The organism is Saccharothrix longispora, assembly GCF_030852425.1.
GTDB lineage: Bacteria > Actinomycetota > Actinomycetes > Mycobacteriales > Pseudonocardiaceae > Actinosynnema > Actinosynnema longispora.
In genome coordinates this window covers 177,164-199,650 of sequence record NZ_NSDM01000001.1, presented here as the reverse complement: position 1 = coordinate 199,650, position 22,487 = coordinate 177,164, and the positions used below count along the sequence as shown (strand labels likewise).

Here is a 22,487-nt window from a genome sequence, read left to right as displayed (position 1 = left end):
CAGGCCGTTCCGGTCTGTCACGCCCCGTGCTGCTGCGCAGGGGCGTTTTTTGTTGCGCGGAGCCCTCTCCCGGCGGTCACCAAAGCCCAGAGAGGAGGCGATCATGGCGAAGCCCAGCAAGGTTTCGGCCGTCGCCGAGCTGTCGGACAAGTTCCGCGGTAGCTCGGCCGCCGTCGTCACCGAGTACCGTGGCCTCTCCATGGCGCAGCTCACCACGCTGCGTCGCGCTCTCGGCGCGGGCACCACGTACACCGTTGCGAAGAACACGCTGGTCAAGCGTGCCGCTGAGGACGCGGGCGTCCAGGGCCTCGAAGCCCTGCTCGTCGGCCCGACCGCCATCGCCTTCGTCGAAGGCGAGCCGGTCGACGCGGCGAAGGCCCTGCGTGACTTCGCGAAGGACAACAAGGCCCTGGTCATCAAGGGCGGCTACATGGATGGCCGCCCGCTCTCGGTCGACGAGGTCACCGCCATCGCGGACCTCGAGAGCCGTGAGGTGCTGCTCGCCAAGCTGGCGGGCGCGATGAAGGGCAACCTGGCCAAGGCCGCGGGTCTGTTCAACGCCCCGGCTTCGCAGGTCGCCCGCCTGGCTGCTGCCCTGGTGGAGAAGAAGTCCGCGGAGGCGCCCGCCGCCGCCGAGGACGACGCTCCCGCCGAAAGCTGATCACAACACCCGCACACTCCGCGTCCCGGCCGCAGTTCGGGCGTTGAAAGAGAAAGGACCGCCACCATGGCGAAGCTCAGCACCGACGAGCTGCTCGACGCGTTCAAGGAGATGACCCTCCTGGAGCTGTCTTCCTTCGTGAAGCAGTTCGAGGAGACCTTCGAGGTCACCGCCGCCGCCCCGGTCGCCGTCGCCGCCGCCGGCCCGGCCGCCGCCGCCGCCCCCGCCGAGGAGGAGAAGGACGAGTTCACCGTCGTCCTCGAGGGCGCGGGCGACAAGAAGATCCAGGTCATCAAGGTCGTCCGCGAGGTCGTCTCGGGCCTGGGCCTGAAGGAGGCCAAGGAGCTGGTCGAGTCCGCTCCGAAGCCGATCCTGGAGAACGTGGCGAAGGACGTCGCCGACGCCGCCAAGGACAAGCTCGAGGCCGCCGGCGCCAAGATCTCGCTCAAGTGATCTAGCGCTCCAGGCACCGTCGAGGGCGGGCACCCACACCGGGTGCCCGCCCTCGTGCTGTTCAGCGCCGCCGTGCGGCGGCCGGAGCGGACTGGAAAAAGTTGCCTACTCGTGGGTAGGGTTCTGGTCGGTGGTGGACGTCACCCTGTTACCCAGTTGAGATGGCGTTGGACCAACTGGCGAGTAACCACGGCGGGACGTCCTCGTTGCACCGGTATGACACCGGCCTGCCGGTGTCGGCTCCGGTGCCGTTGACCAGGAGGTGCGATGGGCGTCGAGGTGGTCGTCGAGGGCCTGACGAAGTCCTTCGGCAAGCAGACCATCTGGCGGGACGTCACGTTGACCCTCCCTCCCGGTGAGGTCAGCGTGATGCTCGGACCGTCGGGCACCGGCAAGTCCGTCTTCCTGAAGTCGCTGGTGGGGCTGCTCAAGCCGGAGCGCGGGAAGATCGTCATCAACGGCACGGACCTGGTCCGCTGCTCCGAGCACAAGCTGTACGAGATCAGGAAGCTGTTCGGCGTCCTGTTCCAGGACGGCGCGCTGTTCGGCTCGATGAACCTCTTCGACAACGTGGCCTTCCCGCTGCGCGAGCACACCCGCAAGACCGAGGCCGAGGTCCGGCGGATCGTGCTGGAGAAGATGGAGATGGTCGGCCTCGTCGGCGCGGAGAAGAAGCTCCCCGGCGAGATCTCCGGCGGCATGCGCAAGCGCGCGGGCCTGGCGCGGGCGCTGGTGCTGGACCCCGAGATCATCCTGTGCGACGAGCCGGACTCCGGCCTGGACCCGGTGCGCACGGCGTACCTGAGCCAGCTGCTGATCGACCTGAACTCGCAGATCGACGCGACCATCCTGATCGTCACGCACAACATCACGGTCGCGCGCACGGTGCCCGACAACCTGGGCATGCTGTTCCGCCGCGAGCTGGTCATGTTCGGCCCCCGCGAGGTGCTGCTCACCAGCGACGAGCCGGTCGTGGAGCAGTTCCTCAACGGCCGGCGGCTCGGTCCGATCGGCATGTCCGAGGAGAAGGACCAGGCCACCATGGCCGCCGAGCTCGCCCACAAGGAGGCGGGCCACTCGGACGGCTCGCCGGACGAGGACGTGCGCGGCGTCGTGCCGCAGCTCGAACCGACGCCCGGCCTGCCGCCGCGCGGCGCGGTCCGCCGCCGCAAGGACCGGGTGATGAGCATCCTGCACACCCTGTCGCCGGACGCCCGGAAGGGCATCATCGCGAGCCTCACGCCCGACGAGCAGCGCCACTACCGGCTGCCGGCGGACGCCACCACCCCGGCGGGTCCCACCCCGTGGCCGCGGCACGGGGGCGTGCTGTGAGCACGTCGGCGACGTTCCCCGGCGCCGGCGTCCTGCGCGAGACCGGCCGGATGTTCGCGCTCGGCATCGACGTCGTGCGCAACACGTTCCGCCGCCCCTTCCAGCTGCGGGAGTTCATCCAGCAGTGCTGGTTCGTGGTGAGCGTGACCGTGCTGCCCACGGCACTCGTGTCGATCCCGTTCGGCGCGGTCATCGCGCTCCAGATCGGCAGCCTGACCCGGCAGATCGGCGCCCAGTCGTTCACCGGCGCGGCGAGCGTGCTGGCGATCATCCAGCAGGCCAGCCCGATCGTGACGGCCCTGCTCATCGCGGGCGCGGGCGGCAGCGCCATCTGCGCCGACCTCGGCAGCCGCAAGATCCGCGAGGAGATCGACGCGATGGAGGTGCTGGGCGTCTCGCCGATCCAGCGCCTGGTGGTGCCCCGCGTGCTGGCCACGATGCTGGTGGCCGTGCTGCTCAACGGCATGGTCAGCGTCGTCGGCGTGATGGGCGGCTACTTCTTCAACGTGATCCTCCAGGACGGCACGCCCGGCGCGTACCTGGCGAGCTTCAGCGCCCTGGCGCAGCTGCCGGACCTGTGGATCTCCGAGATCAAGGCGCTGATCTTCGGGTTCATCGCGGGCATCGTGGCCGCCTACCGCGGGCTGAACCCCGCCGGCGGGCCGAAGGGCGTGGGCGACGCGGTCAACCAGGCCGTCGTCATCACGTTCCTGCTGCTGTTCTTCGTGAACTTCGTCCTCACCACGATCTACCTCCAGGTCGTCCCGGCGAAGGGGAGCTGAGGTGGCCACGATCGGCAACCGGGTCCGCAAGGCGGCGAACGCGCCGCTGTCGATGCTCGACACCTTCGGCGACCAGCTGTGGTTCTACCTGCGCGCGCTGGCGTGGACGCCGCGCACGCTGACCCGCTACCTGCGGGAGACGCTGCGGCTGCTGGCCGAGGTGAGCTTCGGCTCCGGCGCGCTCGCGGTCATCGGCGGCACGATCGGCGTGATGGTCGGCCTGTCGGTGTTCACCGGCACGGTCGTGGGCCTCCAGGGCTTCACCGCGCTCAACCAGATCGGCACGTCGGCGTTCGCGGGTTTCGTGTCGGCCTACTTCAACACCCGCGAGATCGCGCCGCTGGTGGCCGGCCTCGCCCTGAGCGCGACGGTGGGCTCCGGCTTCACCGCCCAGCTCGGCGCGATGCGGATCTCGGAGGAGATCGACGCGCTGGAGGTCATGGGCATCCCCAGCATGCCGTACCTGGTCACCACGCGGATCATCGCGGGCTTCGTCGCGATCATCCCGCTGTACGTGATCGGCCTGCTCACCAGCTACCTGGCGGCGCGGTTCATCACCGTCCAGTTCTACGGGCAGTCGGCGGGCACCTACGACCACTACTTCACCCTGTTCCTACCGCCGGTGGACGTGCTCTGGTCGTTCGGCAAGGTGCTGGTCTTCTCCGTCGTGATCATCCTGACGCACTGCTACTACGGCTACCGGGCGTCCGGCGGGCCGGCGGGCGTGGGCATCGCCGTCGGCCGCGCGGTGCGCACCGCGATCGTCACGACCAGCCTGCTGGACTTCTTCCTCAGCATGGCGATCTGGGGCACGACGACGACGGTGAGGATCGCCGGATGACGCTCAAGCGACGACTCCTCGGCGTCGTGTTCCTGGCCGTGATCGCGCTGTTCCTCACGTTCACGGTGGCGCTCTACAACGACGCGTTCACCGAGGTCGTGAAGGTCACGCTGAAGACCGACCGGGTCGGCAACCAGCTGCTGGTGGACTCGGACGTGAAGGTCCGCGGCATGGTCGTCGGCCACGTCGACGGCATCCGCACCTCGGGCGACGGCGCCGAGCTGGACCTGGCGCTCGACCCCGGGCAGGTCCGGCACATCCCGGCGAACGTCTCGGCCCGCCTGCTGCCGAAGACGCTGTTCGGCGAGCGGTACGTGAACCTGGTGCTGCCCGAGCGCGGGGAACGGCCGCTGGGCGACGGCGACGTCATCGCGCAGGACCGCTCCAGCGGCGCGGTGGAGCTGGAGGAGGTGCTCGACGACCTGATGCCGGTGCTCCAGGCGGTGCAGCCGGAGAAGCTGGCCACCACGCTGACCGCCGTGTCGCAGGCGCTGGAGAACCGGGGCAGGCCGCTCGGCGAGACCATGGTGCAGCTCGACGCGTACCTCGGTGAGCTGAACCCCGAGCTGCCGAAGCTCAAGGAGGGCATCAGCAGGCTCGCGGACGTGTCGAACACCTACGCCGACGCCGCGCCCGACCTGGTGCGGGCCCTGTCCGACGCCACGGTCACCAGCCGCACGCTGGTCGACCAGCGCGACGACCTGCTGACCCTGTACGGCGCGCTGACCACCACCTCGGTCGACGTGAACAGCTTCCTCGCGGTGAACAGGAACAACCTCATCCAGCTCGCGGACGTGTCGCGGCCGACGCTGGAGCTGCTGGCGAAGTACGCGCCCGAGTACCCGTGCCTGCTCAAGGGCCTGACCGAGTTCAAGCCGATCATGGACCAGGTGTTCGGCAAGGGCACGGACGAGCCGGGGCTGCACATCACGCTGGAGGTCACCGCGAACCGCGGCAAGTACGAGCCGGGCAAGGACGAGCCGGAGTACGCCGACAAGCGCGGTCCCCGCTGCTACGACATCGTGCCGCGGCCCGACCCGTTCCCGCAGTACCCGCCGGAGGGGCCGGTGAGGGACGGTTCCACGTCGCCGCCGCCCGCGCGCTCGGCCACCGACGGCGTGCTGCCGCCGAACACCGGCACGATCCGCGAGGACGGCACGGTCGTGTCGTCGTCGTACGGCGCGCCGGTGCTGGCCAACTCGCCCGCCGAGCAGGAATTCCTGGCCGCGCTGCTCGCGCCGGAGGTGGGCCTGGAGCAGGACGAGATGCCGAGCTTCACGGCGCTGCTGCTGGGCCCCCTGTACCGGGGAGCGGAGGTGACGGCATGAGGTCCCTCGCCGCACCGCTGGTGAAGCTGGGCGTCTTCGCCGCGGTCACGGTCCTGGCGACGGCGCTGCTCGCGGTGACCATCTCCAACGCGAACTTCGCCGGCGGCAACGAGTACACGGCCCGGTTCACCGACGTCACCGCGCTCAACGAGGGGGACGACGTGCGCATCGCGGGCGTCCGGGTCGGCCAGGTCGAGGACATCCGCCTGGTGGACCGCAGGCTCGCCGAGGTCGAGTTCACCCTGGAGGGCGACCGCACGCTGCCCGTCTCGGTGACCGCGACGATCAAGTACCGCAACCTCGTCGGCCAGCGGTACGTCGCGCTGGAGCACGGCGTGGGCGACACCGCCGCGCTCCGGCCCGGCGGCGTCATCCCGCTGGAGCGCACCAAGCCCGCGCTGGACCTGACGGTGCTGTTCAACGGCTTCAAGCCGCTGTTCCAGGCGCTGGACCCGGAGGACGTCAACCAGCTGTCGAGCGAGATCGTCCAGGTCCTCCAGGGCGAGGGCGGCACGATCGACAGCCTGCTGCGGCACACCGCCTCGCTGACCTCCACGCTGGCGGGCCGCGACCAGGTGATCGGCGAGGTCGTCACCAACCTCAACGCGGTGCTCGACACCGTCAACTCGCGCACGGAGCAGGTGTCGACCCTGGTGACGACGTTGCAGGAGCTGACGACGGGCCTCGCGGGCGACCGGCAGCCGATCGGCGAGGCGATCAGCGCCCTCGGCGACCTGACGAACACCACGGCGGGCCTGCTGGAGGAGGCGCGGCAGCCGCTCAAGGACGACATCGCGAACCTCGGCCTGGTGTCGCGCACGCTCGCGGACAACGAGGCCGTCGTGGAGGGCGTCATCCAGCGCCTGCCCGGGAAGATCGAGGCGATGTCGCGGACCGCGTCCTACGGCTCCTGGTTCAACTTCTTCCTGTGCGAGGGCACCGGGCGGGTGGCCGTGCCACCGATCATCGACGACCCCGTCCCGATCACGGCGCTGCCGGTGACCCAGGCGAGGTGTCGCCCGTGAAGCACAGCCCCTCACCGCGCCGGGAGCGCGACCCGGTCACGGTCGGCGTGGTCTCGCTGACCGTCATCGCGCTGCTGCTGCTCGCCGCGTTCCACTCCGACGACCTGCCGGTCATCGGCGGCGGCACCACGTACTCGGCGGAGTTCAGCGAGGCCGCGGGCCTCGTGCCGTCGAACGAGGTGCGCGTCGCGGGCGTGAAGGTCGGCAAGGTGACCGACGTCGAGCTGGCCGGGGACCGGGTCCTGGTGTCGTTCAAGGTCAAGGACGCCTGGGTGGGCGACCGCAGCACCGCGACGATCCGGATCAAGACGCTGCTCGGCCAGAAGTACCTGGCCCTGGACCCGCAGGGGTCGCAGCCGCTGGACCCGGGCGACCCGATCCCGCGCGAGCGCACCCTGTCGCCGTACGACGTGCAGGAGGCGTTCAACGGCCTCGCGACCACGGTCGGCCAGATCGACACCCGGCAGCTCGCGGACAGCTTCCAGGTGCTCTCGGAGACCTTCCAGGGCTCGGCGGAGAGCGTCCGCGGCGCCCTGGACGGGCTGTCCGCGCTGTCGAGGACGATCTCCTCGCGCGACGAGCAGCTGGCCACGTTGCTGGCCAACACCGACGAGATCACCAAGACGCTGTCCGACCGCAACGAGCAGTTCGAGAAGCTCCTCGCGGACGGCAACCTGCTGCTGGCCGAGCTGGCCAAGCGGCGCGACGCGATCACCGCGCTGCTCGACGGCACCCGCGAGCTGTCCCGGGAGCTGTCCGGGCTGGTGGACGACAACCAGGCCCAGCTGCGGCCCGCGCTGGAGCAGCTGGACCGGGTGGCGACGATGCTCCAGCGCAACCAGGACGCGCTGAACCGGAGCCTCGCGCTGATGGGGCCGTTCTACCGGGTGTTCGCGAACACCCTGGGCAACGGCCGCTGGTTCGACGTCTACATCTGCGGTCTGCTGCCGCCGTCGGTGAACCTCGGCGTGGTCGGCTTCAACGAGGAGGGCTGCCTCCCGCCCGGTGTGCAGCGCTCGGCCCCGGCCCAGGGAGGGAACCGATGACCACCACCAGGGCCGGCCGCGGCCTCACCCGCGCCGTCGCGCTGGCGTGCGTGTTCGCGCTCGTCGTCGCCGCGGCCGTGTGGTGGGTGTTCGCGGGTGCCGACAGCCACCGCGTGACCGCCGTGTTCGGCTCGGCCGTGGGCGTGTACCCCGGCTCGGACGTGCGCGTGCTCGGCGTGCGGATCGGCTCGATCGAGGAGGTCGAACCGCGGGGCGCGACGGTGGAGGTCACCATGTCCATCGACCGCACCGTGGAGGTGCCCGCCGACGCGCAGGCCGTCGTGGTCGCGCCGAGCGTGGTCAGCGACCGGTACGTGCAGCTGGCCCCCGCCTACACCGGCGGCGAGCGGCTGGCCGACGGCGCGACCATCCCGCGCGAGCGCACCGCCACCCCGGTCGAGCTGGACGAGCTGTACGCGAGCCTGGACAGGCTGACCACCGCCCTCGGGCCGAACGGCGCCAACCGGGACGGCGCGCTGTCCGACCTGCTGGACTCCGCGGCCGACACCCTGGAGGGCAACGGGCAGGCGCTCGGCGACACGATCCAGCAGCTCGGCGACGCCACGCGCACCCTGTCCGGCTCCCGGGACGACCTGTTCGCCACCGTGGACCAGCTCCAGAGGTTCACCGGGATGCTCGCCGCGAACGACGGCCAGGTCCGCGACCTCAACCGGCAGCTCGCCGAGGTCGCCGGGTTCCTCGCCGACGAGCGGGAGGACCTCGGGGGCGCGCTGGACGAGCTGGCCACCGCGCTCGGCCAGGTGCGGGGCTTCATCCAGGACAACCGGGCGGCGCTCAAGTCCAACGTCGACAAGCTCGCGGGGATCACGCAGGTGCTGGTCGACCAGCGGGCCGCGCTCGCGGAGACCCTGGACGTGGCGCCGCTGGCCCTCGGCAACCTCCAGAACGCCTACAACGCGGCGTCCGGCACGCTCGACACCCGCGCCGACATCAACGAGCTGAGCCAGCCGCCGATCGTGCTGGTCTGCAAGCTGGTCCAGGGCGTCGAACCGGGCCGGGTGCCCGGCGCGCTCTCGCAGGCGTGCCGGCAGCTGGAACCGATCCTGTCCGGCGCGGTGCCGCTGAACGACCCCGGCCAAATCGTCTCCGACCTCACCCAGGGCAAGGTGCCGCTGCCCCTGCCGCTCGCGGGGGTGCCGCGGTGAAGGCGATCACGGGGCTCGCGGCCGCCGTGTCCGGCGCGCTGCTGCTGGCCGGCTGCGGCTCGGGCGGCTTCGACGGCGTCTACAACATGCCGCTGCCCGGCGGCGCCGACGTCGGCGACCGCCCCTACCGGGTGAAGGTCGAGTTCCAGGACGTGCTCGACCTCGTGCCGCAGGCGGGCGTGAAGGTCAACGACGTGCCGGTCGGCCGGGTCGACGCCATCGGCCTGGCCCCCGACGGCTGGACCGCCGAGGTGACCGTGCTGGTCAACGGGGACGTGCGGCTGCCCGGCAACGCGGTCGCCAGGCTGCGCCAGTCGGCCCTGCTCGGCGAGAAGTACGTCGAGCTGGCCGGGCCCGCCGAGGGCGCGGAGGAGGGCTCGCTGGACGACGGCGCGGTCATCCCCCTCGACCGGACGAACCGCAACCCCGAGGTCGAAGAGGTCTTCGGCGCGCTGTCCATGCTGCTCAACGGCGGCGGCATCGCCCAGCTCCAGGACATCTCCCGCGAGCTGAACGCGGCCCTGGAGGGCAACGAGCCGGAGATCAAGTCGCTGCTGGCGAACCTGGACGCGCTGGTCGGCGAGCTGGACGCGCACAAGGGCGAGATCACCCGGGCGCTGGACGGCCTCAACCGGCTCGGCGGCACGCTGAGCGCCCAGCGCGACCGGATCGGCGGCGTCCTGGAGGAGCTGGAGCCGGGCCTGAGGGTGCTCGCCGACCAGCGCACCCAGCTCGTGACGCTGCTCCAGTCGCTCGACACCCTGTCCGACGTCGCCGTGGACACCGTGACCAGGTCCAAGGACGACGTCGTGGCCGACCTCAAGGCGCTCGCGCCGACGCTGCGGAAGCTCGTCGAGGCGGGCACCAACCTGCCCAACGGGTTCGAGCTGCTGCTCACCTACCCGTTCCCGGACTCGGCGCTCGACGGCATCAGGGGCGACTACACCAACCTGTACGCCGACATCGACCTGGACCTGGGCACGATCGTCGAGAACCTGGGCCGGTCCCGGCAGTCGCCGCTGCCGTCGACGCCGTCGCTGCCCGGCATCACCGGCACCGCGCCGTCGCTGCCGCTCCCGCTGCCGAACCTGCCGCTGCCCGGCGTGTCCGGGCGGTCCGGGTTGGGCGACCTGCTCGGTGGACTCCTCGGAGGTGGGCGCGGGTGATCCCCCGGAGGACCAAGCTCCAGATCGGCGCGTTCGTGCTGATCGCGCTCGTCGGCGTCAGCTACGTCGGTGCCCGCTACGCCGGGCTCGGCCGGCTGGTCGGGTCGTCGGGCTACGTGGTGACGGTGCAGCTCGCCGACTCCGGCGGCGTGTTCACCAACGCCGAGGTCACCTACCGGGGCGTCGCCGTCGGCCGGGTCGGCCAGATGCGGCTGACCGACGACGGGCTGGACGTGGACCTGGGCATCGACCCGGACGCGCCGCGCATCCCTGCCGACCTGGAGGCCGTGGTCGCCAACCGGTCCGCGGTCGGCGAGCAGTACGTCGACCTGCGCCCGCGCGGCGAGGACGGCCCCTACCTGGAAGCGGGCGCGGTCATCCCGAGGTCGGCGACGAGGACGCCGCCGCCCGTCGACGAGCTGCTGACCAACCTCGACGCGTTCGCCAAGTCCGTGCCCGCCGACTCGCTGAAGACCGTGGTCGACGAGCTGGACCTCGCGTTCGACGGCACCGGGCCCGACCTCCAGGTGCTGCTGGACAACACCCGCCTGTTCACGAAGGCCGCGACGGAGAACCTGCCGCAGACCAAGGCGCTGATCGACAGCGGGCTCGTGGTGCTGAACACGCAGGCCGAGCAGGGCAGCGCGATCAGGTCGTTCTCGTCTGACCTGCGGGCGCTCGCCGAGCAGCTGAAGGACTCCGACGGCGACCTCCGGCGGCTCATCGGGGTGTCCCCGCAGGCCGCCGAGCAGGTGTCGGCGCTGCTCGCGGAGAGCGGGCCGAACCTCGGCGTGGTGCTGGCCAACCTGCTGACCACCGGGAACATCCTGGTCACGCGGCTCGACGGGCTGGAGCAGATCGCCGTCACCTACCCGATCGTGGTGGGCGGCGGCTTCTCCGTCGCCAAGGGCGACGGCACCGGCGCGCACTTCGGCCTGGCGCTCAACGTGTTCGACCCGCCGCCGTGCACGGTGGGCTACGAGGGCACGCGCATCCGGCAGGGCACCGACACCACACCCGCCCCGCTGAACACGCAGGCGTACTGCGCGCTCGCCCGGGGCAGCGCGACCGCCGTGCGCGGCGCGCAGAACGCCCCCTACGGTGGCACCCCGACCACGCCCACCGGCAACGAGACGTCGCAGCCCGGCCCGGAGCCCCCGGCGGGCCGGGGCGAGGCGGTCGAGCCGCCCCTGCTGACCAGCCTGGGCCAGCTGCTCGGGCTGCCGGGCTGAGGAGAGGACGCAATGGCTGTTCGACGGTGGTTCCTGCCCGTCGCCGCGGTGCTCGCCGTGCTGGCCGCGGGGTACGCGGTGTGGGCGGGCGTGTCCTGGTGGAGCGCCTCGTCCAGCGAGTCGGTGGCGTTCTCCCGCGAGCGCGAGGAGGTGCTGCGGGTCGGCCAGGTCGGCATCGCGAACTTCACCACGCTCGACTACAAGAAGGTGGACGCCGACCTCGACCGGTGGCTCGACTCGTCCACCGGCGACCTGCGGTCGGAGATCGAGAGCGGGCGGGACACCCGGAAGAAGCAGATCGAGGACGCCAGGACGGTCACCGTGAGCCGGGTGCTCGACGCGGCCGTGACCGAGTTGGACTCGCGGGCCGGGAAGGCCCACCTCATCGCCGTGGTGGAGACCACGGTCACCCCGGAGGGCGGCCAGTCGGTGAAGAAGGTCAACCGGTACCAGACCGACCTGGCCCGCACCGACGCCGGTTGGAAGCTCAGCGCGCTCGGGCCCGTCGCGGCCGGCGGCGCGTGATCGCGAGGAGATGACAGTGCCCCCGTCCCGCCGCCGCCCCGTCCCGTCCACCCCGACCGGTGGCCGCCCCCGCGTGGCCGGCCTGCGCAAGCGCCCCGAGCACGCCGGGCAGCGGGCGGACGACGCCGGCACGACCGACGCCGCCGGCACCGCCGCCGACCTCGCGCCCGGTCAGCCGGCCGACGGCCCCGCCGACGACCGGGTCGACGACCGCCCGGCCGAGGCGTCCGCGCGGGTCCCGGGCCTGATCGAGCCCCGGGGCGCGGACGAGGACGGCGCCGGCGAGGACGGCGCCGACGGGGGACCTCCCGAGCCCGCGCCGCGCCCCCGCCCGACCGGCCGCCGCAAGCGCGCCGGTGAGGCCGTGGCCGCGAGCGTGCTCGACGACGAGCCGGGCGCGGGGGAGAGCGGGCGCGGGACCGGTGACCGGTCCGGCCGCGACGGGCTCCTGCTGCCGGTCTCGCTGGTCGTGGTGGCCGTGCTGCTGGTCGGGCTGGGCGTGCTGTTCCAGGTTCGTGCGGGGGAGGTGCGCTACGACCGGGCCCTGGTCGACAGCGCCGGGACCAGCGAGGTCGCCGGTCAGACGCGCGAGGCGATCGAGAAGGCGTTCTCCTACAACTTCGCCGACGTCGCCGCGACCGAGGCCGCCGCCAACGAGCTGCTGGTCGGCAAGGCCAAGTGCCAGTACAACGCGATCTTCGGCCCGGTCCGCGCGCTCGCGCCGGAGCAGAAGCTGGTGGTCACCGTGAAGGCGGTCTCCAGCGGCGTGACCTCGCTGTCCGGGGACCGCGCCACCGTGCTGCTGTTCGTGGACCAGGTCACCACCCGCACGACCGACAACCAGAGCGGCGGCGGCATCGCGATGATGCGGGTCGGCGCGCAGCGGGTCGACGGCCGGTGGAAGGTCGACAACATGGAGATGTTCGGCCAGAGCGGGGACCAGGCGGCCGAGACCGCCCGGTGCTGACCCGCCGCCCACACCCCGCGCCACCCCCCCCCGGGCGGCCCTCCGCCGTGCCTTCGCCGCCCCCTCCTTACCCCCGCCGGGGCGTCCCCAACCCCGTACTCGTCCACTGAGGACCGCGAACCCCATCCGAACACTTCGCACAACGTGATCCGTGCCACTATTTTGCGGCGGTGACCGAACGGAATCGCCACGGCTCCCCGATGTCCCCGCACGGACCGCCAACGGATCACGTTGCTCACGTCGGTGTATTTTCCCAGGTCAGCGCGATAACGCGCGGTTATCGCAGCTTGCGCCAGTGGGGTGATCGCCGCGTGGCATCTTGACTGCGAGCGTCAGCGGGGTCACTCTGTCGGTGAGCACGAGAAAGGTCCTTCCACGTGCCTCTCGACAGTTGGCGTGCGCGTAGCTAGACTGCTCCTTTGCGCTGCCCTCTTTCCGTTTGCCCTTCGCCGAGAGCTGGATTGCCGGGCATCGCCGCACCCTTGACAGCCGTGCTAGTTCCGCTGACTAGCCAGCTACCTGTCCCTGGAAGGACGCATCTTGGCGATCTCTCGCGCGACCAAGGCCACTGCTGCGACCAACTCCACGTCGGGGATTCCCGGAGCGCCGAAGCGAGTCTCTTTCGCGAAGATCCACGAACCGCTTCAGACGCCCAACCTGCTCGACCTGCAGATTCAGTCGTTCGAATGGCTCACCGGCGACGAGGCGTGGTTCCAGCGCCGCGTCGACGCGGGTGACGAGGCCCCCACGGGCGGCCTCGAGGAGGTCTTGAACGAGATCTCCCCGATCGAGGACTTCTCCGGCTCGATGTCGCTCTCCTTCTCCGACCCGCGCTTCGACGAGGTCAAGGCCTCGACCGAGGAGTGCAAGGACAAGGACATGACGTACGCCGCCCCGTTGTTCGTCACGGCGGAGTTCACCAACCACACCACCGGCGAGATCAAGAGCCAGACGGTGTTCATGGGTGACTTCCCGATGATGACGGACAAGGGCACGTTCATCATCAACGGCACCGAGCGGGTCGTGGTCTCCCAGCTCGTCCGCTCGCCGGGTGTCTACTACGACACCGCGATCGACAAGACGACCGACAAGGACGTCTTCAGCGTCAAGATCATCCCGTCCCGGGGTGCCTGGCTGGAGTTCGACGTCGACAAGCGCGACACCGTCGGCGTGCGCATCGACCGCAAGCGCCGCCAGCCGGTCACCGTGCTGCTGAAGGCCCTGGGTTGGTCGACCGAGCAGATCCGCGAGCGCTTCTCGTTCTCCGAGACGCTGCTGACGACGCTGGAGAAGGACCACACCGCGGGCACCGACGAGGCGTTGCTCGACATCTACCGCAAGCTGCGCCCGGGCGAGCCGCCGACGAAGGAGTCCGCGCAGGCCCTGCTGGAGAACCTGTTCTTCAAGGACAAGCGCTACGACCTGGCGAAGGTCGGCCGGTACAAGATCAACAAGAAGCTGGGCCTGGACACCCCGATCTCCACGGGCGTGCTGACCGAGGACGACATCGTCACGACGATCGAGTACCTGGTCCGCCTGCACGCCGGTGAGACGAACATGAAGCCCGGCGAGACCGAGGTGCCCGTCGAGGTCGACGACATCGACCACTTCGGCAACCGCCGCCTGCGCACCGTCGGCGAGCTGATCCAGAACCAGATCCGGGTCGGCCTCTCCCGCATGGAGCGCGTCGTGCGCGAGCGCATGACGACCCAGGACGTCGAGGCGATCACGCCGCAGACCCTGATCAACATCCGCCCCGTCGTGGCGGCGATCAAGGAGTTCTTCGGCACCTCCCAGCTGTCGCAGTTCATGGACCAGACGAACCCCCTCGCGGGCCTGACCCACAAGCGCCGCCTCTCGGCGCTGGGCCCCGGCGGTCTGTCCCGTGAGCGGGCCGGCATGGAGGTCCGCGACGTCCACCCGTCGCACTACGGTCGCATGTGCCCGATCGAGACGCCGGAAGGCCCGAACATCGGCCTGATCGGCTCGCTGTCCTCCTACGGGCGGGTCAACCCGTTCGGCTTCATCGAGACGCCGTACCGCAAGGTCGTCGACGGTCGGGTCACCGACCAGGTCGACTACCTGACGGCCGACGAGGAGGACCGGTACGTCAAGGCGCAGGCGAACGCCAAGATCGACGAGGAGGGCAACTTCCTCGAGGAGAAGGTGCTGGTCCGCAAGAAGGGCGGCGAGGTCGAGATGATCGACCCGTCCGACGTGGACTACATGGACGTCTCGCCGCGCCAGATGGTGTCGGCCGCGACCGCCATGATCCCCTTCCTGGAGCACGACGACGCCAACCGCGCCCTGATGGGCGCGAACATGCAGCGCCAGGCGGTGCCGCTGCTGCGCAGCGAGTCCCCGCTGGTCGGCACCGGCATGGAGCTGCGCGCCGCGGTCGACGCCGGTGACGTCGTGGTGGCCAAGAAGACCGGTGTGGTCGAGGAGATCTCCGCCGACTACGTCACGGTCATGGCCGACGACGGCTCGCGGCAGACCTACGGCCTGCACAAGTTCCGCCGGTCGAACCAGGGCACCTGCATCAACCAGAAGCCCATCGTGAACGAGGGCGACCGGGTGCAGCACGGCCAGGTGCTGGCCGACGGCCCGTGCACCGAGAACGGCGAGATGGCGCTGGGCAAGAACCTGCTCGTCGCGATCATGCCGTGGGAGGGCCACAACTACGAGGACGCGATCATCCTGTCGCAGCGCCTCGTGCAGGACGACGTCCTGACCTCGATCCACATCGAGGAGCACGAGATCGACGCGCGGGACACCAAGCTGGGCGCCGAGGAGATCACCCGGGACATCCCGAACGTCTCCGAGGAGGTCCTGGCCGACCTCGACGAGCGCGGCATCATCCGCATCGGCGCCGAGGTCCAGCCCGGCGACATCCTGGTCGGCAAGGTCACGCCCAAGGGCGAGACCGAGCTGACCCCGGAGGAGCGCCTGCTCCGCGCGATCTTCGGCGAGAAGGCGCGCGAGGTGCGCGACACGTCGCTGAAGGTGCCGCACGGCGAGTACGGCAAGGTCATCGGCATCCGCGTGTTCAGCCGCGAGGACGACGACGAGCTGCCCCCCGGCGTGAACGAGCTGGTCCGCGTCTACGTCGCCCAGAAGCGCAAGATCCAGGACGGCGACAAGCTCGCCGGCCGCCACGGCAACAAGGGCGTCATCGGCAAGATCCTCCCCGTCGAGGACATGCCGTTCCTGGAGGACGGCACGCCGGTCGACATCGTGCTGAACACGCACGGCGTCCCGCGTCGTATGAACATCGGCCAGGTGCTGGAGACCCACCTCGGGTGGATCGCCAAGCAGGGCTGGAGCATCAACGGCGACCCGGACTGGGCGAAGAACCTGCCGGCGGAGCTGTACGACGTCGAGCCGGGCACGAAGACCGCCACGCCGGTCTTCGACGGCGCTCGCGAGGACGAGATCACGGGCCTGCTGGGCTCGACGATCCCGAACCGCGACGGCGAGCGGATGGTCAAGGAGAACGGCAAGGCGGTGCTCCTCGACGGGCGCAGCGGCGAGCCGTACCCCTTCCCGGTGTCGGTCGGCTACATGTACATCCTGAAGCTGCTGCACCTGGTGGACGACAAGATCCACGCCCGCTCGACCGGCCCGTACTCGATGATCACGCAGCAGCCGCTGGGTGGTAAGGCGCAGTTCGGTGGTCAGCGCTTCGGTGAGATGGAGTGCTGGGCGATGCAGGCGTACGGCGCCGCATACACCCTGCAGGAGCTGCTCACCATCAAGTCCGACGACGTGCTCGGCCGCGTGAAGGTCTACGAGGCCATCGTCAAGGGCGAGAACATCCCGGAACCGGGTATCCCGGAGTCCTTCAAGGTGCTGCTCAAGGAGCTGCAGTCGCTGTGCCTCAACGTCGAGGTGCTGTCCTCGGACGGCGCCGCGATCGAGATGCGCGACGGCGACGACGAAGACCTGGAGCGCGCGGCCGCGAACCTCGGCATCAACCTGTCGCGGTCCGAGTCGCCGTCCGTGGACGACGTCGTCAACTAGTACCTCGCCGGTCACCGCGGGACGCCTCCCGCGTCCCGCGGTGACCGCACCGCCAGCTCCCGAGCAGCACCGAAACAAAAAAGGGGAAGAGAGTAGACGTGCTCGACGTCAACTTCTTCGATGAGCTCCGCATCGGTCTCGCGACCGCGGACGACATCCGCCAGTGGTCCTACGGCGAGGTCAAGAAGCCCGAGACCATCAACTACCGCACGCTCAAGCCGGAGAAGGACGGCTTGTTCTGCGAGAAGATCTTCGGTCCCACCCGGGACTGGGAGTGCTACTGCGGCAAGTACAAGCGCGTCCGCTTCAAGGGCATCATCTGCGAGCGCTGCGGCGTCGAGGTGACCCGCGCCAAGGTGCGCCGCGAGCGGATGGGCCACATCGAACTGGCCGCCCCCGTCACGCACATCTGGTACTTCAAGGGCGTCCCCAGCCGGTTGGGCTACCTGCTCGACCTGGCGCCCAAGGACCTCGAGAAGATCATCTACTTCGCGGCCTACGTCATCGTGGGCGTGAACGCCGACCTGCGCCACAACGACCTGCCGACGCTCGAGAACGAGATGCAGGTCGAGCGCAAGCGCGTCGAGAACCGCCGCGACGCGGACGTCGAGGCCCGCGCGCAGAAGCTGGAAGCCGACCTGGCCGAGCTGGAGGCGGAGGGCGCCAAGTCCGACGTGCGCCGCAAGGTCAAGGAGGGCGGCGAGCGCGAGATGCGCCAGCTCCGCGACCGCGCCCAGCGCGAGCTGGACCGGCTCGACGAGATCTGGTCCACCTTCACCAAGCTCGAGCGCGCCCAGCTGATCGCGGACGAGCTGCTCTACCGCGAGCTGTACGACCGCTACGGCGACTACTTCACCGGCGCCATGGGCGCCGAGGCCATCCAGAGGCTCCTGGGTGACTACGACGTGGACGCCGAGGCCGACGTCCTGCGGGAGACCATCCGCAGCGGCAAGGGCCAGAAGAAGCTGCGCGCCCTCAAGCGCCTCAAGGTCGTGGCCGCCTTCCAGGCGACCCGCAACAACCCGCAGGGCATGGTCCTGGACTGCGTCCCGGTCATCCCGCCGGACCTGCGCCCGATGGTGCAGCTCGACGGTGGCCGCTTCGCGACCTCGGACCTGAACGACCTGTACCGCCGCGTCATCAACCGGAACAACCGCCTCAAGCGGCTGATCGACCTCGGCGCGCCCGAGATCATCGTCAACAACGAGAAGCGGATGCTCCAGGAGGCCGTCGACGCGCTGTTCGACAACGGCCGCCGCGGCCGGCCGGTGACGGGCCCGGGCAACCGCCCGCTCAAGTCGCTGTCCGACCTGCTCAAGGGCAAGCAGGGCCGGTTCCGCCAGAACCTGCTCGGCAAGCGCGTCGACTACTCCGGCCGTTCGGTCATCGTGGTCGGCCCGCAGCTGAAGCTGCACCAGTGCGGCCTGCCCAAGCAGATGGCGCTGGAGCTGTTCAAGCCGTTCGTGATGAAGCGGCTGGTCGACCTCAACCACGCGCAGAACATCAAGTCCGCCAAGCGGATGGTGGAGCGCGCGCGCCCCGCCGTGTGGGACGTGCTCGAAGAGGTCATCACCGAGCACCCCGTGCTGCTGAACCGCGCGCCCACGCTGCACCGGCTGGGCATCCAGGCGTTCGAGCCGCAGCTGGTCGAGGGCAAGGCCATCCAGCTGCACCCGCTCGTCTGCGAGGCGTTCAACGCCGACTTCGACGGTGACCAGATGGCGGTCCACCTGCCGCTGTCCGCCGAGGCGCAGGCCGAGGCGCGCGTGCTGATGCTGTCCTCGAACAACATCCTCTCGCCCGCGTCCGGCAAGCCGCTGGCCATGCCGCGACTGGACATGGTGACGGGTCTGTACCACCTGACCCGGCACAAGGAGGGCGACATCGGCGAGGGCCGGGCGTACTCCTCGCCGGCCGAGGCGCTGATGGCGTTCGACCGCAAGGCCCTGGGCCTCCAGGCGATGGCCAAGATCCGGATCACGGACAAGAACCCGCCGAAGGGCCAGGAGCCGGAGGGCTGGGAGCCCGGTCAGCCGTGGCTGGCCGAGACCACCCTCGGTCGCGTGCTGTTCAACGAGGTCCTGCCCCAGGACTACGCGTTCATCAACGAGGTCATGCCGAAGAAGCGGCAGGCCACGATCATCAACGACCTGGCCGAGCGGTACCCGATGGTCACCGTCGCCCGGACGCTGGACAAGCTGAAGGACGCCGGTTTCTACTGGGCCACCCGGTCCGGCGTGACCGTCGCGATCTCCGACGTGCTCGTCCCGGAGGCCAAGCAGGGCATCCTCGACGAGTACGAGAAGCTCGCGGACGCGGTCGAGAAGCGCTACCAGCGCGGTCAGCTCTCCCACACGGAGCGCAACAACGAGCTGGTCAAGGTGTGGACCAAGGCCACCGAAGAGGTCGCCGAGGTCATGGAGGCCAACTTCCCCGAGGACAACTCGATCCGCATGATCGTGGCGTCCGGGGCGGCGGGCAACATGACCCAGGTCCGCTCCCTGGCGGGCATGCGCGGTCTGGTGACCAACCCGAAGGGCGAGTACATCCCGCGGCCGATCAAGAACTCGTTCCGCGAGGGCCTGTCGGTGCTGGAGTACTTCATCGCCACGCACGGCGCCCGCAAGGGCCTCGCCGACACCGCGCTGCGCACCGCCGACTCGGGTTACCTGACCCGTCGTCTGGTGGACGTGTCGCAGGACGTCATCATCCGCGAGGTCGACTGCGGCACCTCCCGCGGCGTGAACATGACCGTGGGCGAGCGGCAGGGCGACAAGGTCGTGCTGGCCGAGTTCGCGCAGACCTCGGTCTACGCCCGGACCATCGCCGAGGACATCACGGACAAGGACGGCAACCTCGTCCTCAACCGCGGTGCCGACCTGGGCGACCCGGCGCTGGCCACGCTCGTCGAGGCGGGCGTGACCCGCGTCAAGGTCCGCTCGGTGCTGACCTGCGAGTCCGCGGTCGGCGTGTGCGCGTCCTGCTACGGCCGCTCGATGGCGACCGGCCAGCTGGTCGACGTCGGCGAGGCCGTCGGCATCGTCGCCGCCCAGTCGATCGGTGAGCCCGGCACGCAGCTGACGATGCGCACCTTCCACCAGGGTGGTGTCGCCGGTGACGACATCACGACGGGTCTGCCCCGTGTGCAGGAGCTCTTCGAGGCTCGTGTGCCGAAGGGCAAGGCGCCCATCGCGGACGTCGACGGCCGGGTGCGGATCGAGGACGGCGACCGGTTCTGGAAGATCACCCTCATCCCGGACGACGGGTCGGAGGAGATCCTCTTCGAGAAGCTGTCCAAGCGGCAGCGGCTCGCGAACACGGCCACCGGCCCGCTCCAGGACGGCGACCACGTGGGTGTCGGCCAGCAGCTGCTGGAGGGCACGCCCGACCCGCACGAGGTGCTGCGCGTCATGGGGCCGCGCGAGGCCCAGCTGCACCTGGTGCAGGAGGTCCAGAAGGTCTACCGCGCCCAGGGCGTGGCGATCCACGACAAGCACATCGAGGTCATCGTCCGGCAGATGCTGCGCCGGGTGACGATCATCGACTCGGGCGCCACCGAGTTCCTGCCGGGCTCGCTGGTCGAGCGCGCGGAGTTCGAGTCGGGCAACCGGGCCGTCGTGGCCGAGGGCGGCGAGCCCGCCGCCGGTCGCCCGGTCCTGATGGGCATCACGAAGGCGTCGCTCGCGACCGACTCGTGGCTGTCCGCGGCCTCCTTCCAGGAGACGACGCGAGTCCTGACCGACGCCGCCATCAACGGCCGGTCGGACAAGCTCATCGGCCTGAAGGAGAACGTGATCATCGGCAAGCTGATCCCGGCCGGCACCGGCATCAACCGGTACCGGAACATCCAGGTCCAGCCGACCGAGGAGGCGCGTGCGGCGGCGTACGCGATCCCGAGCTACGACGACGGCTACTACACGCCGGACGTCTTCGGCACGGGCACCGGCGCCGCGGTTCCGCTGGACGACTACGACTTCGGCCGCGACTACCGCTGAAGCCCGTAGCTAGCTGAAGAAGCCCCCGGAGCGCATCACTCCGGGGGCTTCTTCATGCCCGGATTCCGGTCACGCTCCGCTCACAGGAGCAGCGGGCGCTGCGACATGGAGGTGAGCGTCCGCTGGGCCTCTTGTCGCAACGGGGCTCGCCTGGATAGCTTCGGGTTCGTCGTGATCGCCCCGTTACGAGCGGTCGCGGACCACGTCCCGGGTGCGCCGTCGAGCGCCTCCCCCGCCGGGACCAGTCGAACCCGAAGGATGCCCCTCCCCATGCCCCGAGCTCTCGTGCTCGCCGTGCTCACGGCGATCACCGTCACCGCCGCGTGCGGTTCACCCCAAGAAGAACAGCAGGTCAGACCCGTCGCCGTGGACGAGCAAGCGTTTGCGACGCTGCCCGAGGCGACCACCTTCGCGACGATCGAGGGTCTTCCGCGCGACCACGGCGCCGAGCCCACCGAGGGGCAGGTGCTGCGGGTCGTGGAGGACGTCGTGGTGCACGACGCGGTCGGCGGCCGGGCCGTCGCCACACTGCCCGCCACCCAGGTCGGCTCGCCGACGTGGGTGCCGGAGGTCGAGCGCCGCGGCGACTGGTCGCGCGTGCTGCTCCCGAACCGGCCCAACCGGTCCAGCGGCTGGGTGCACACGGGCGGTGACGACGTCGAGCGCGCCGGGAACGACCACCTGGTCACCGTGGACCGGGCCGCCTACCGGCTGGAGGTGCTGGAGCGCGGTCGGTCGATCGGCCGGTGGACCGTCGGCGTCGGCTCCGCCGAGCACCCCACGCCGGTCGGCCGGACGTTCGTCCTGGCCTCGATCGAGGAGACCGTGACGGACTTCAGCCGGTACGTCCTGCCGCTGGGCGCCCACTCCGACAGCCACGAGACGTTCGGCGGCGGCCCCGGCACGGTGGCGCTGCACGGCTGGCCGGACGCGACCCCGTTCGGCACCGCCTCCAGCGACGGGTGCGTGCGCGTGCCCGACGACGCGCTGGACGTCCTCCTCACCCTGCCGCTGGGCACCGTGGTGATCGTCAAGTGATGAAGGGGAACACGTTGTCCCGCAAGCGCTCCGCCGTCGCCGCACGGCTCGCGGCCGTCCTGTGCGCCCTCGCCGTCGGCGTCGCGGCCACCCCCGCAGCCTCCGCGCTCGTCACCACCGCGCTCGCCGCCGCCCCGGTCGGCTCGGCCACCGCGCTGTCGGCCACCGGCGTCCTCGAGGTCGACCCGCTGGCGTCCCTGGCCGGCGGCACCGGGTTCCGGCAGACGTCCGCGGCCGAGGTCGCCCTGCCCCTCCCGACCACCCCGGTCCTGACCGCCGGCGCCCTCAACGCCGAGGTCGACGCGGGCCGCGCGCGGTCGAGCGCGGTGGACGTGCGCACGCGGCTGGAGCTGGTCGGCCTGCCGTTCGACCTGAGCGCCGAGCTGGTCGAGGCGAGGTGCGACGACGGCGCGGGCGGCGTGACGCTGGCCGGCGCGCGGATCGCCGGGCACGAGGTGGCGCTGCGCCCGGCCCCCGGCACCGGCGTGGCGGTCCCCGGCGTGGCGTCGGTGGTGCTGAACGACCAGCGGCGCAACGGCGACGGCTCGCTGACCGTCACCGCGGTCGTGGTGGAGGCGGCGAACCTCCAGCGCATCGAGATCGCCTCGGCGACGTGCGCGCGGGGCGCGGCGGAGGAGCAGACGCCGACACCGAGCGCCACGCCGACCCCGTCGGACGCGCCCGCGACGACCACCACCCGGGTCGCCGGCCCGTCCGCGTCCTCGGGCGGGCCCGCCAAGGCGCCGCGCCCGACGCCCGTCGCGGGACACCTCGCGGTCACGGGCTGACCGCCGCGGGCCGGGGCGGGTGCCACCGCCCCGGCCCGCCCCGCGCGGCGACGGGACTTCGCGAGCCGACCCGGTTGTGACATCACAATGTCGCCGGTCTGCGGACACGGTCGAAAGTG

The 22,487-nt window shown here is 70.7% G+C and carries 17 protein-coding genes; all 17 read left to right on the top strand.

Annotation, left to right across the window (positions count from 1 at the left end; all coding sequences use genetic code 11):
• Positions 1 to 103 precede the first annotated feature (103 nt).
• The 17 genes from rplJ to CKY47_RS00920 all read left to right on the top strand — a co-directional run bounded on the left by rplJ (position 104) and on the right by CKY47_RS00920 (position 22,368).
• Positions 104 to 661 carry a 50S ribosomal protein L10 gene (gene rplJ / locus CKY47_RS01000; RefSeq protein ID WP_306743664.1) on the top strand — a complete coding sequence of 186 codons (558 nt, stop codon included), beginning with the start codon at positions 104 to 106 and terminating at the stop codon, positions 659 to 661.
• Between the two features lie 66 nt (positions 662 to 727).
• The gene (rplL, locus tag CKY47_RS00995) at positions 728 to 1,114 is read left to right on the top strand and encodes a 50S ribosomal protein L7/L12 (RefSeq protein ID WP_306743663.1); all 387 of its coding nucleotides are present in this window, start codon (positions 728 to 730) and stop codon (positions 1,112 to 1,114) included.
• A 267-nt stretch (positions 1,115 to 1,381) separates the two neighbouring features.
• Complete coding sequence (locus tag CKY47_RS00990) at positions 1,382 to 2,446, top strand: ABC transporter ATP-binding protein (protein ID WP_306743662.1); 1,065 nt, start codon at positions 1,382 to 1,384, stop codon at positions 2,444 to 2,446.
• A 50-nt stretch (positions 2,447 to 2,496) separates the two neighbouring features.
• A complete protein-coding gene (locus CKY47_RS00985; protein ID WP_306744516.1) occupies positions 2,497 to 3,228 on the top strand; it encodes an MlaE family ABC transporter permease in 732 nt (243 codons plus the stop codon).
• Positions 3,229 to 3,280: 52 nt separating this feature from the next.
• Positions 3,281 to 4,069: an MlaE family ABC transporter permease gene (locus tag CKY47_RS00980; RefSeq protein ID WP_306744515.1), complete on the top strand. Its 789-nt coding sequence runs from the start codon at positions 3,281 to 3,283 to the stop codon at positions 4,067 to 4,069.
• Positions 4,066 to 5,397, top strand: coding sequence for an MCE family protein (locus CKY47_RS00975; protein WP_306743661.1), 1,332 nt, complete (start codon positions 4,066 to 4,068; stop codon positions 5,395 to 5,397). Before CKY47_RS00980 ends, CKY47_RS00975 begins: the two co-directional genes overlap by 4 nt.
• Positions 5,394 to 6,422 carry an MCE family protein gene (locus tag CKY47_RS00970; protein ID WP_306743660.1) on the top strand — a complete coding sequence of 343 codons (1,029 nt, stop codon included), beginning with the start codon at positions 5,394 to 5,396 and terminating at the stop codon, positions 6,420 to 6,422. The genes CKY47_RS00975 and CKY47_RS00970 overlap by 4 nt, the downstream gene beginning before the upstream one ends.
• Positions 6,419 to 7,468 (top strand): MCE family protein, encoded by a 1,050-nt coding sequence (locus CKY47_RS00965; protein WP_306743659.1) that lies wholly within the window; start codon positions 6,419 to 6,421, stop codon positions 7,466 to 7,468. Before CKY47_RS00970 ends, CKY47_RS00965 begins: the two co-directional genes overlap by 4 nt.
• Positions 7,465 to 8,634: an MCE family protein gene (locus tag CKY47_RS00960; RefSeq protein WP_306743658.1), complete on the top strand. Its 1,170-nt coding sequence runs from the start codon at positions 7,465 to 7,467 to the stop codon at positions 8,632 to 8,634. The genes CKY47_RS00965 and CKY47_RS00960 overlap by 4 nt, the downstream gene beginning before the upstream one ends.
• The gene (locus CKY47_RS00955; protein ID WP_306743657.1) at positions 8,631 to 9,800 is read left to right on the top strand and encodes an MCE family protein; all 1,170 of its coding nucleotides are present in this window, start codon (positions 8,631 to 8,633) and stop codon (positions 9,798 to 9,800) included. The genes CKY47_RS00960 and CKY47_RS00955 overlap by 4 nt, the downstream gene beginning before the upstream one ends.
• A complete protein-coding gene (locus tag CKY47_RS00950) occupies positions 9,797 to 11,032 on the top strand; it encodes an MCE family protein (RefSeq protein WP_306743656.1) in 1,236 nt (411 codons plus the stop codon). The genes CKY47_RS00955 and CKY47_RS00950 overlap by 4 nt, the downstream gene beginning before the upstream one ends.
• A gap of 12 nt (positions 11,033 to 11,044) precedes the next feature.
• Positions 11,045 to 11,557, top strand: a complete 513-nt coding sequence (locus tag CKY47_RS00945; RefSeq protein WP_306743655.1) for an Rv1363c family protein — start codon at positions 11,045 to 11,047, stop codon at positions 11,555 to 11,557.
• Between the two features lie 10 nt (positions 11,558 to 11,567).
• Entirely contained in the window at positions 11,568 to 12,524 is a 957-nt protein-coding gene (locus CKY47_RS00940) for a hypothetical protein (protein WP_306743654.1), read from the top strand.
• A 540-nt stretch (positions 12,525 to 13,064) separates the two neighbouring features.
• The gene (gene rpoB / locus CKY47_RS00935) at positions 13,065 to 16,547 is read left to right on the top strand and encodes a DNA-directed RNA polymerase subunit beta (protein ID WP_306743653.1); all 3,483 of its coding nucleotides are present in this window, start codon (positions 13,065 to 13,067) and stop codon (positions 16,545 to 16,547) included.
• A gap of 98 nt (positions 16,548 to 16,645) precedes the next feature.
• The gene (locus tag CKY47_RS00930) at positions 16,646 to 20,542 is read left to right on the top strand and encodes a DNA-directed RNA polymerase subunit beta' (RefSeq protein ID WP_306743652.1); all 3,897 of its coding nucleotides are present in this window, start codon (positions 16,646 to 16,648) and stop codon (positions 20,540 to 20,542) included.
• Positions 20,543 to 20,812: 270 nt separating this feature from the next.
• Positions 20,813 to 21,580 carry a L,D-transpeptidase gene (locus CKY47_RS00925; protein WP_306743651.1) on the top strand — a complete coding sequence of 256 codons (768 nt, stop codon included), beginning with the start codon at positions 20,813 to 20,815 and terminating at the stop codon, positions 21,578 to 21,580.
• A complete protein-coding gene (locus CKY47_RS00920; RefSeq protein ID WP_306743650.1) occupies positions 21,580 to 22,368 on the top strand; it encodes a choice-of-anchor P family protein in 789 nt (262 codons plus the stop codon). Before CKY47_RS00925 ends, CKY47_RS00920 begins: the two co-directional genes overlap by 1 nt.
• The last annotated feature ends 119 nt before the right edge of the window (positions 22,369 to 22,487 follow it).

Bases quoted from the DNA above. Each gene is read 5' to 3' on its own strand.
- CKY47_RS00960 (WP_306743658.1), top strand. From the start codon at position 7,465: ATGACCACCACCAGGGCCGGCCGCGGCCTCACCCGCGCCGTCGCGCTG.
- CKY47_RS00970 (WP_306743660.1), top strand. From the start codon at position 5,394: ATGAGGTCCCTCGCCGCACCGCTGGTGAAGCTGGGCGTCTTCGCCGCG.
- CKY47_RS00920 (WP_306743650.1), top strand. From the start codon at position 21,580: ATGAAGGGGAACACGTTGTCCCGCAAGCGCTCCGCCGTCGCCGCACGG.
- CKY47_RS00940 (WP_306743654.1), top strand. From the start codon at position 11,568: ATGACAGTGCCCCCGTCCCGCCGCCGCCCCGTCCCGTCCACCCCGACC.
- CKY47_RS00945 (WP_306743655.1), top strand. From the start codon at position 11,045: ATGGCTGTTCGACGGTGGTTCCTGCCCGTCGCCGCGGTGCTCGCCGTG.
- CKY47_RS00990 (WP_306743662.1), top strand. From the start codon at position 1,382: ATGGGCGTCGAGGTGGTCGTCGAGGGCCTGACGAAGTCCTTCGGCAAG.
- rplL (WP_306743663.1), top strand. From the start codon at position 728: ATGGCGAAGCTCAGCACCGACGAGCTGCTCGACGCGTTCAAGGAGATG.
- CKY47_RS00985 (WP_306744516.1), top strand. From the start codon at position 2,497: ATGTTCGCGCTCGGCATCGACGTCGTGCGCAACACGTTCCGCCGCCCC.
- CKY47_RS00975 (WP_306743661.1), top strand. From the start codon at position 4,066: ATGACGCTCAAGCGACGACTCCTCGGCGTCGTGTTCCTGGCCGTGATC.
- rplJ (WP_306743664.1), top strand. From the start codon at position 104: ATGGCGAAGCCCAGCAAGGTTTCGGCCGTCGCCGAGCTGTCGGACAAG.
- CKY47_RS00980 (WP_306744515.1), top strand. From the start codon at position 3,281: ATGCTCGACACCTTCGGCGACCAGCTGTGGTTCTACCTGCGCGCGCTG.
- CKY47_RS00925 (WP_306743651.1), top strand. From the start codon at position 20,813: ATGCCCCGAGCTCTCGTGCTCGCCGTGCTCACGGCGATCACCGTCACC.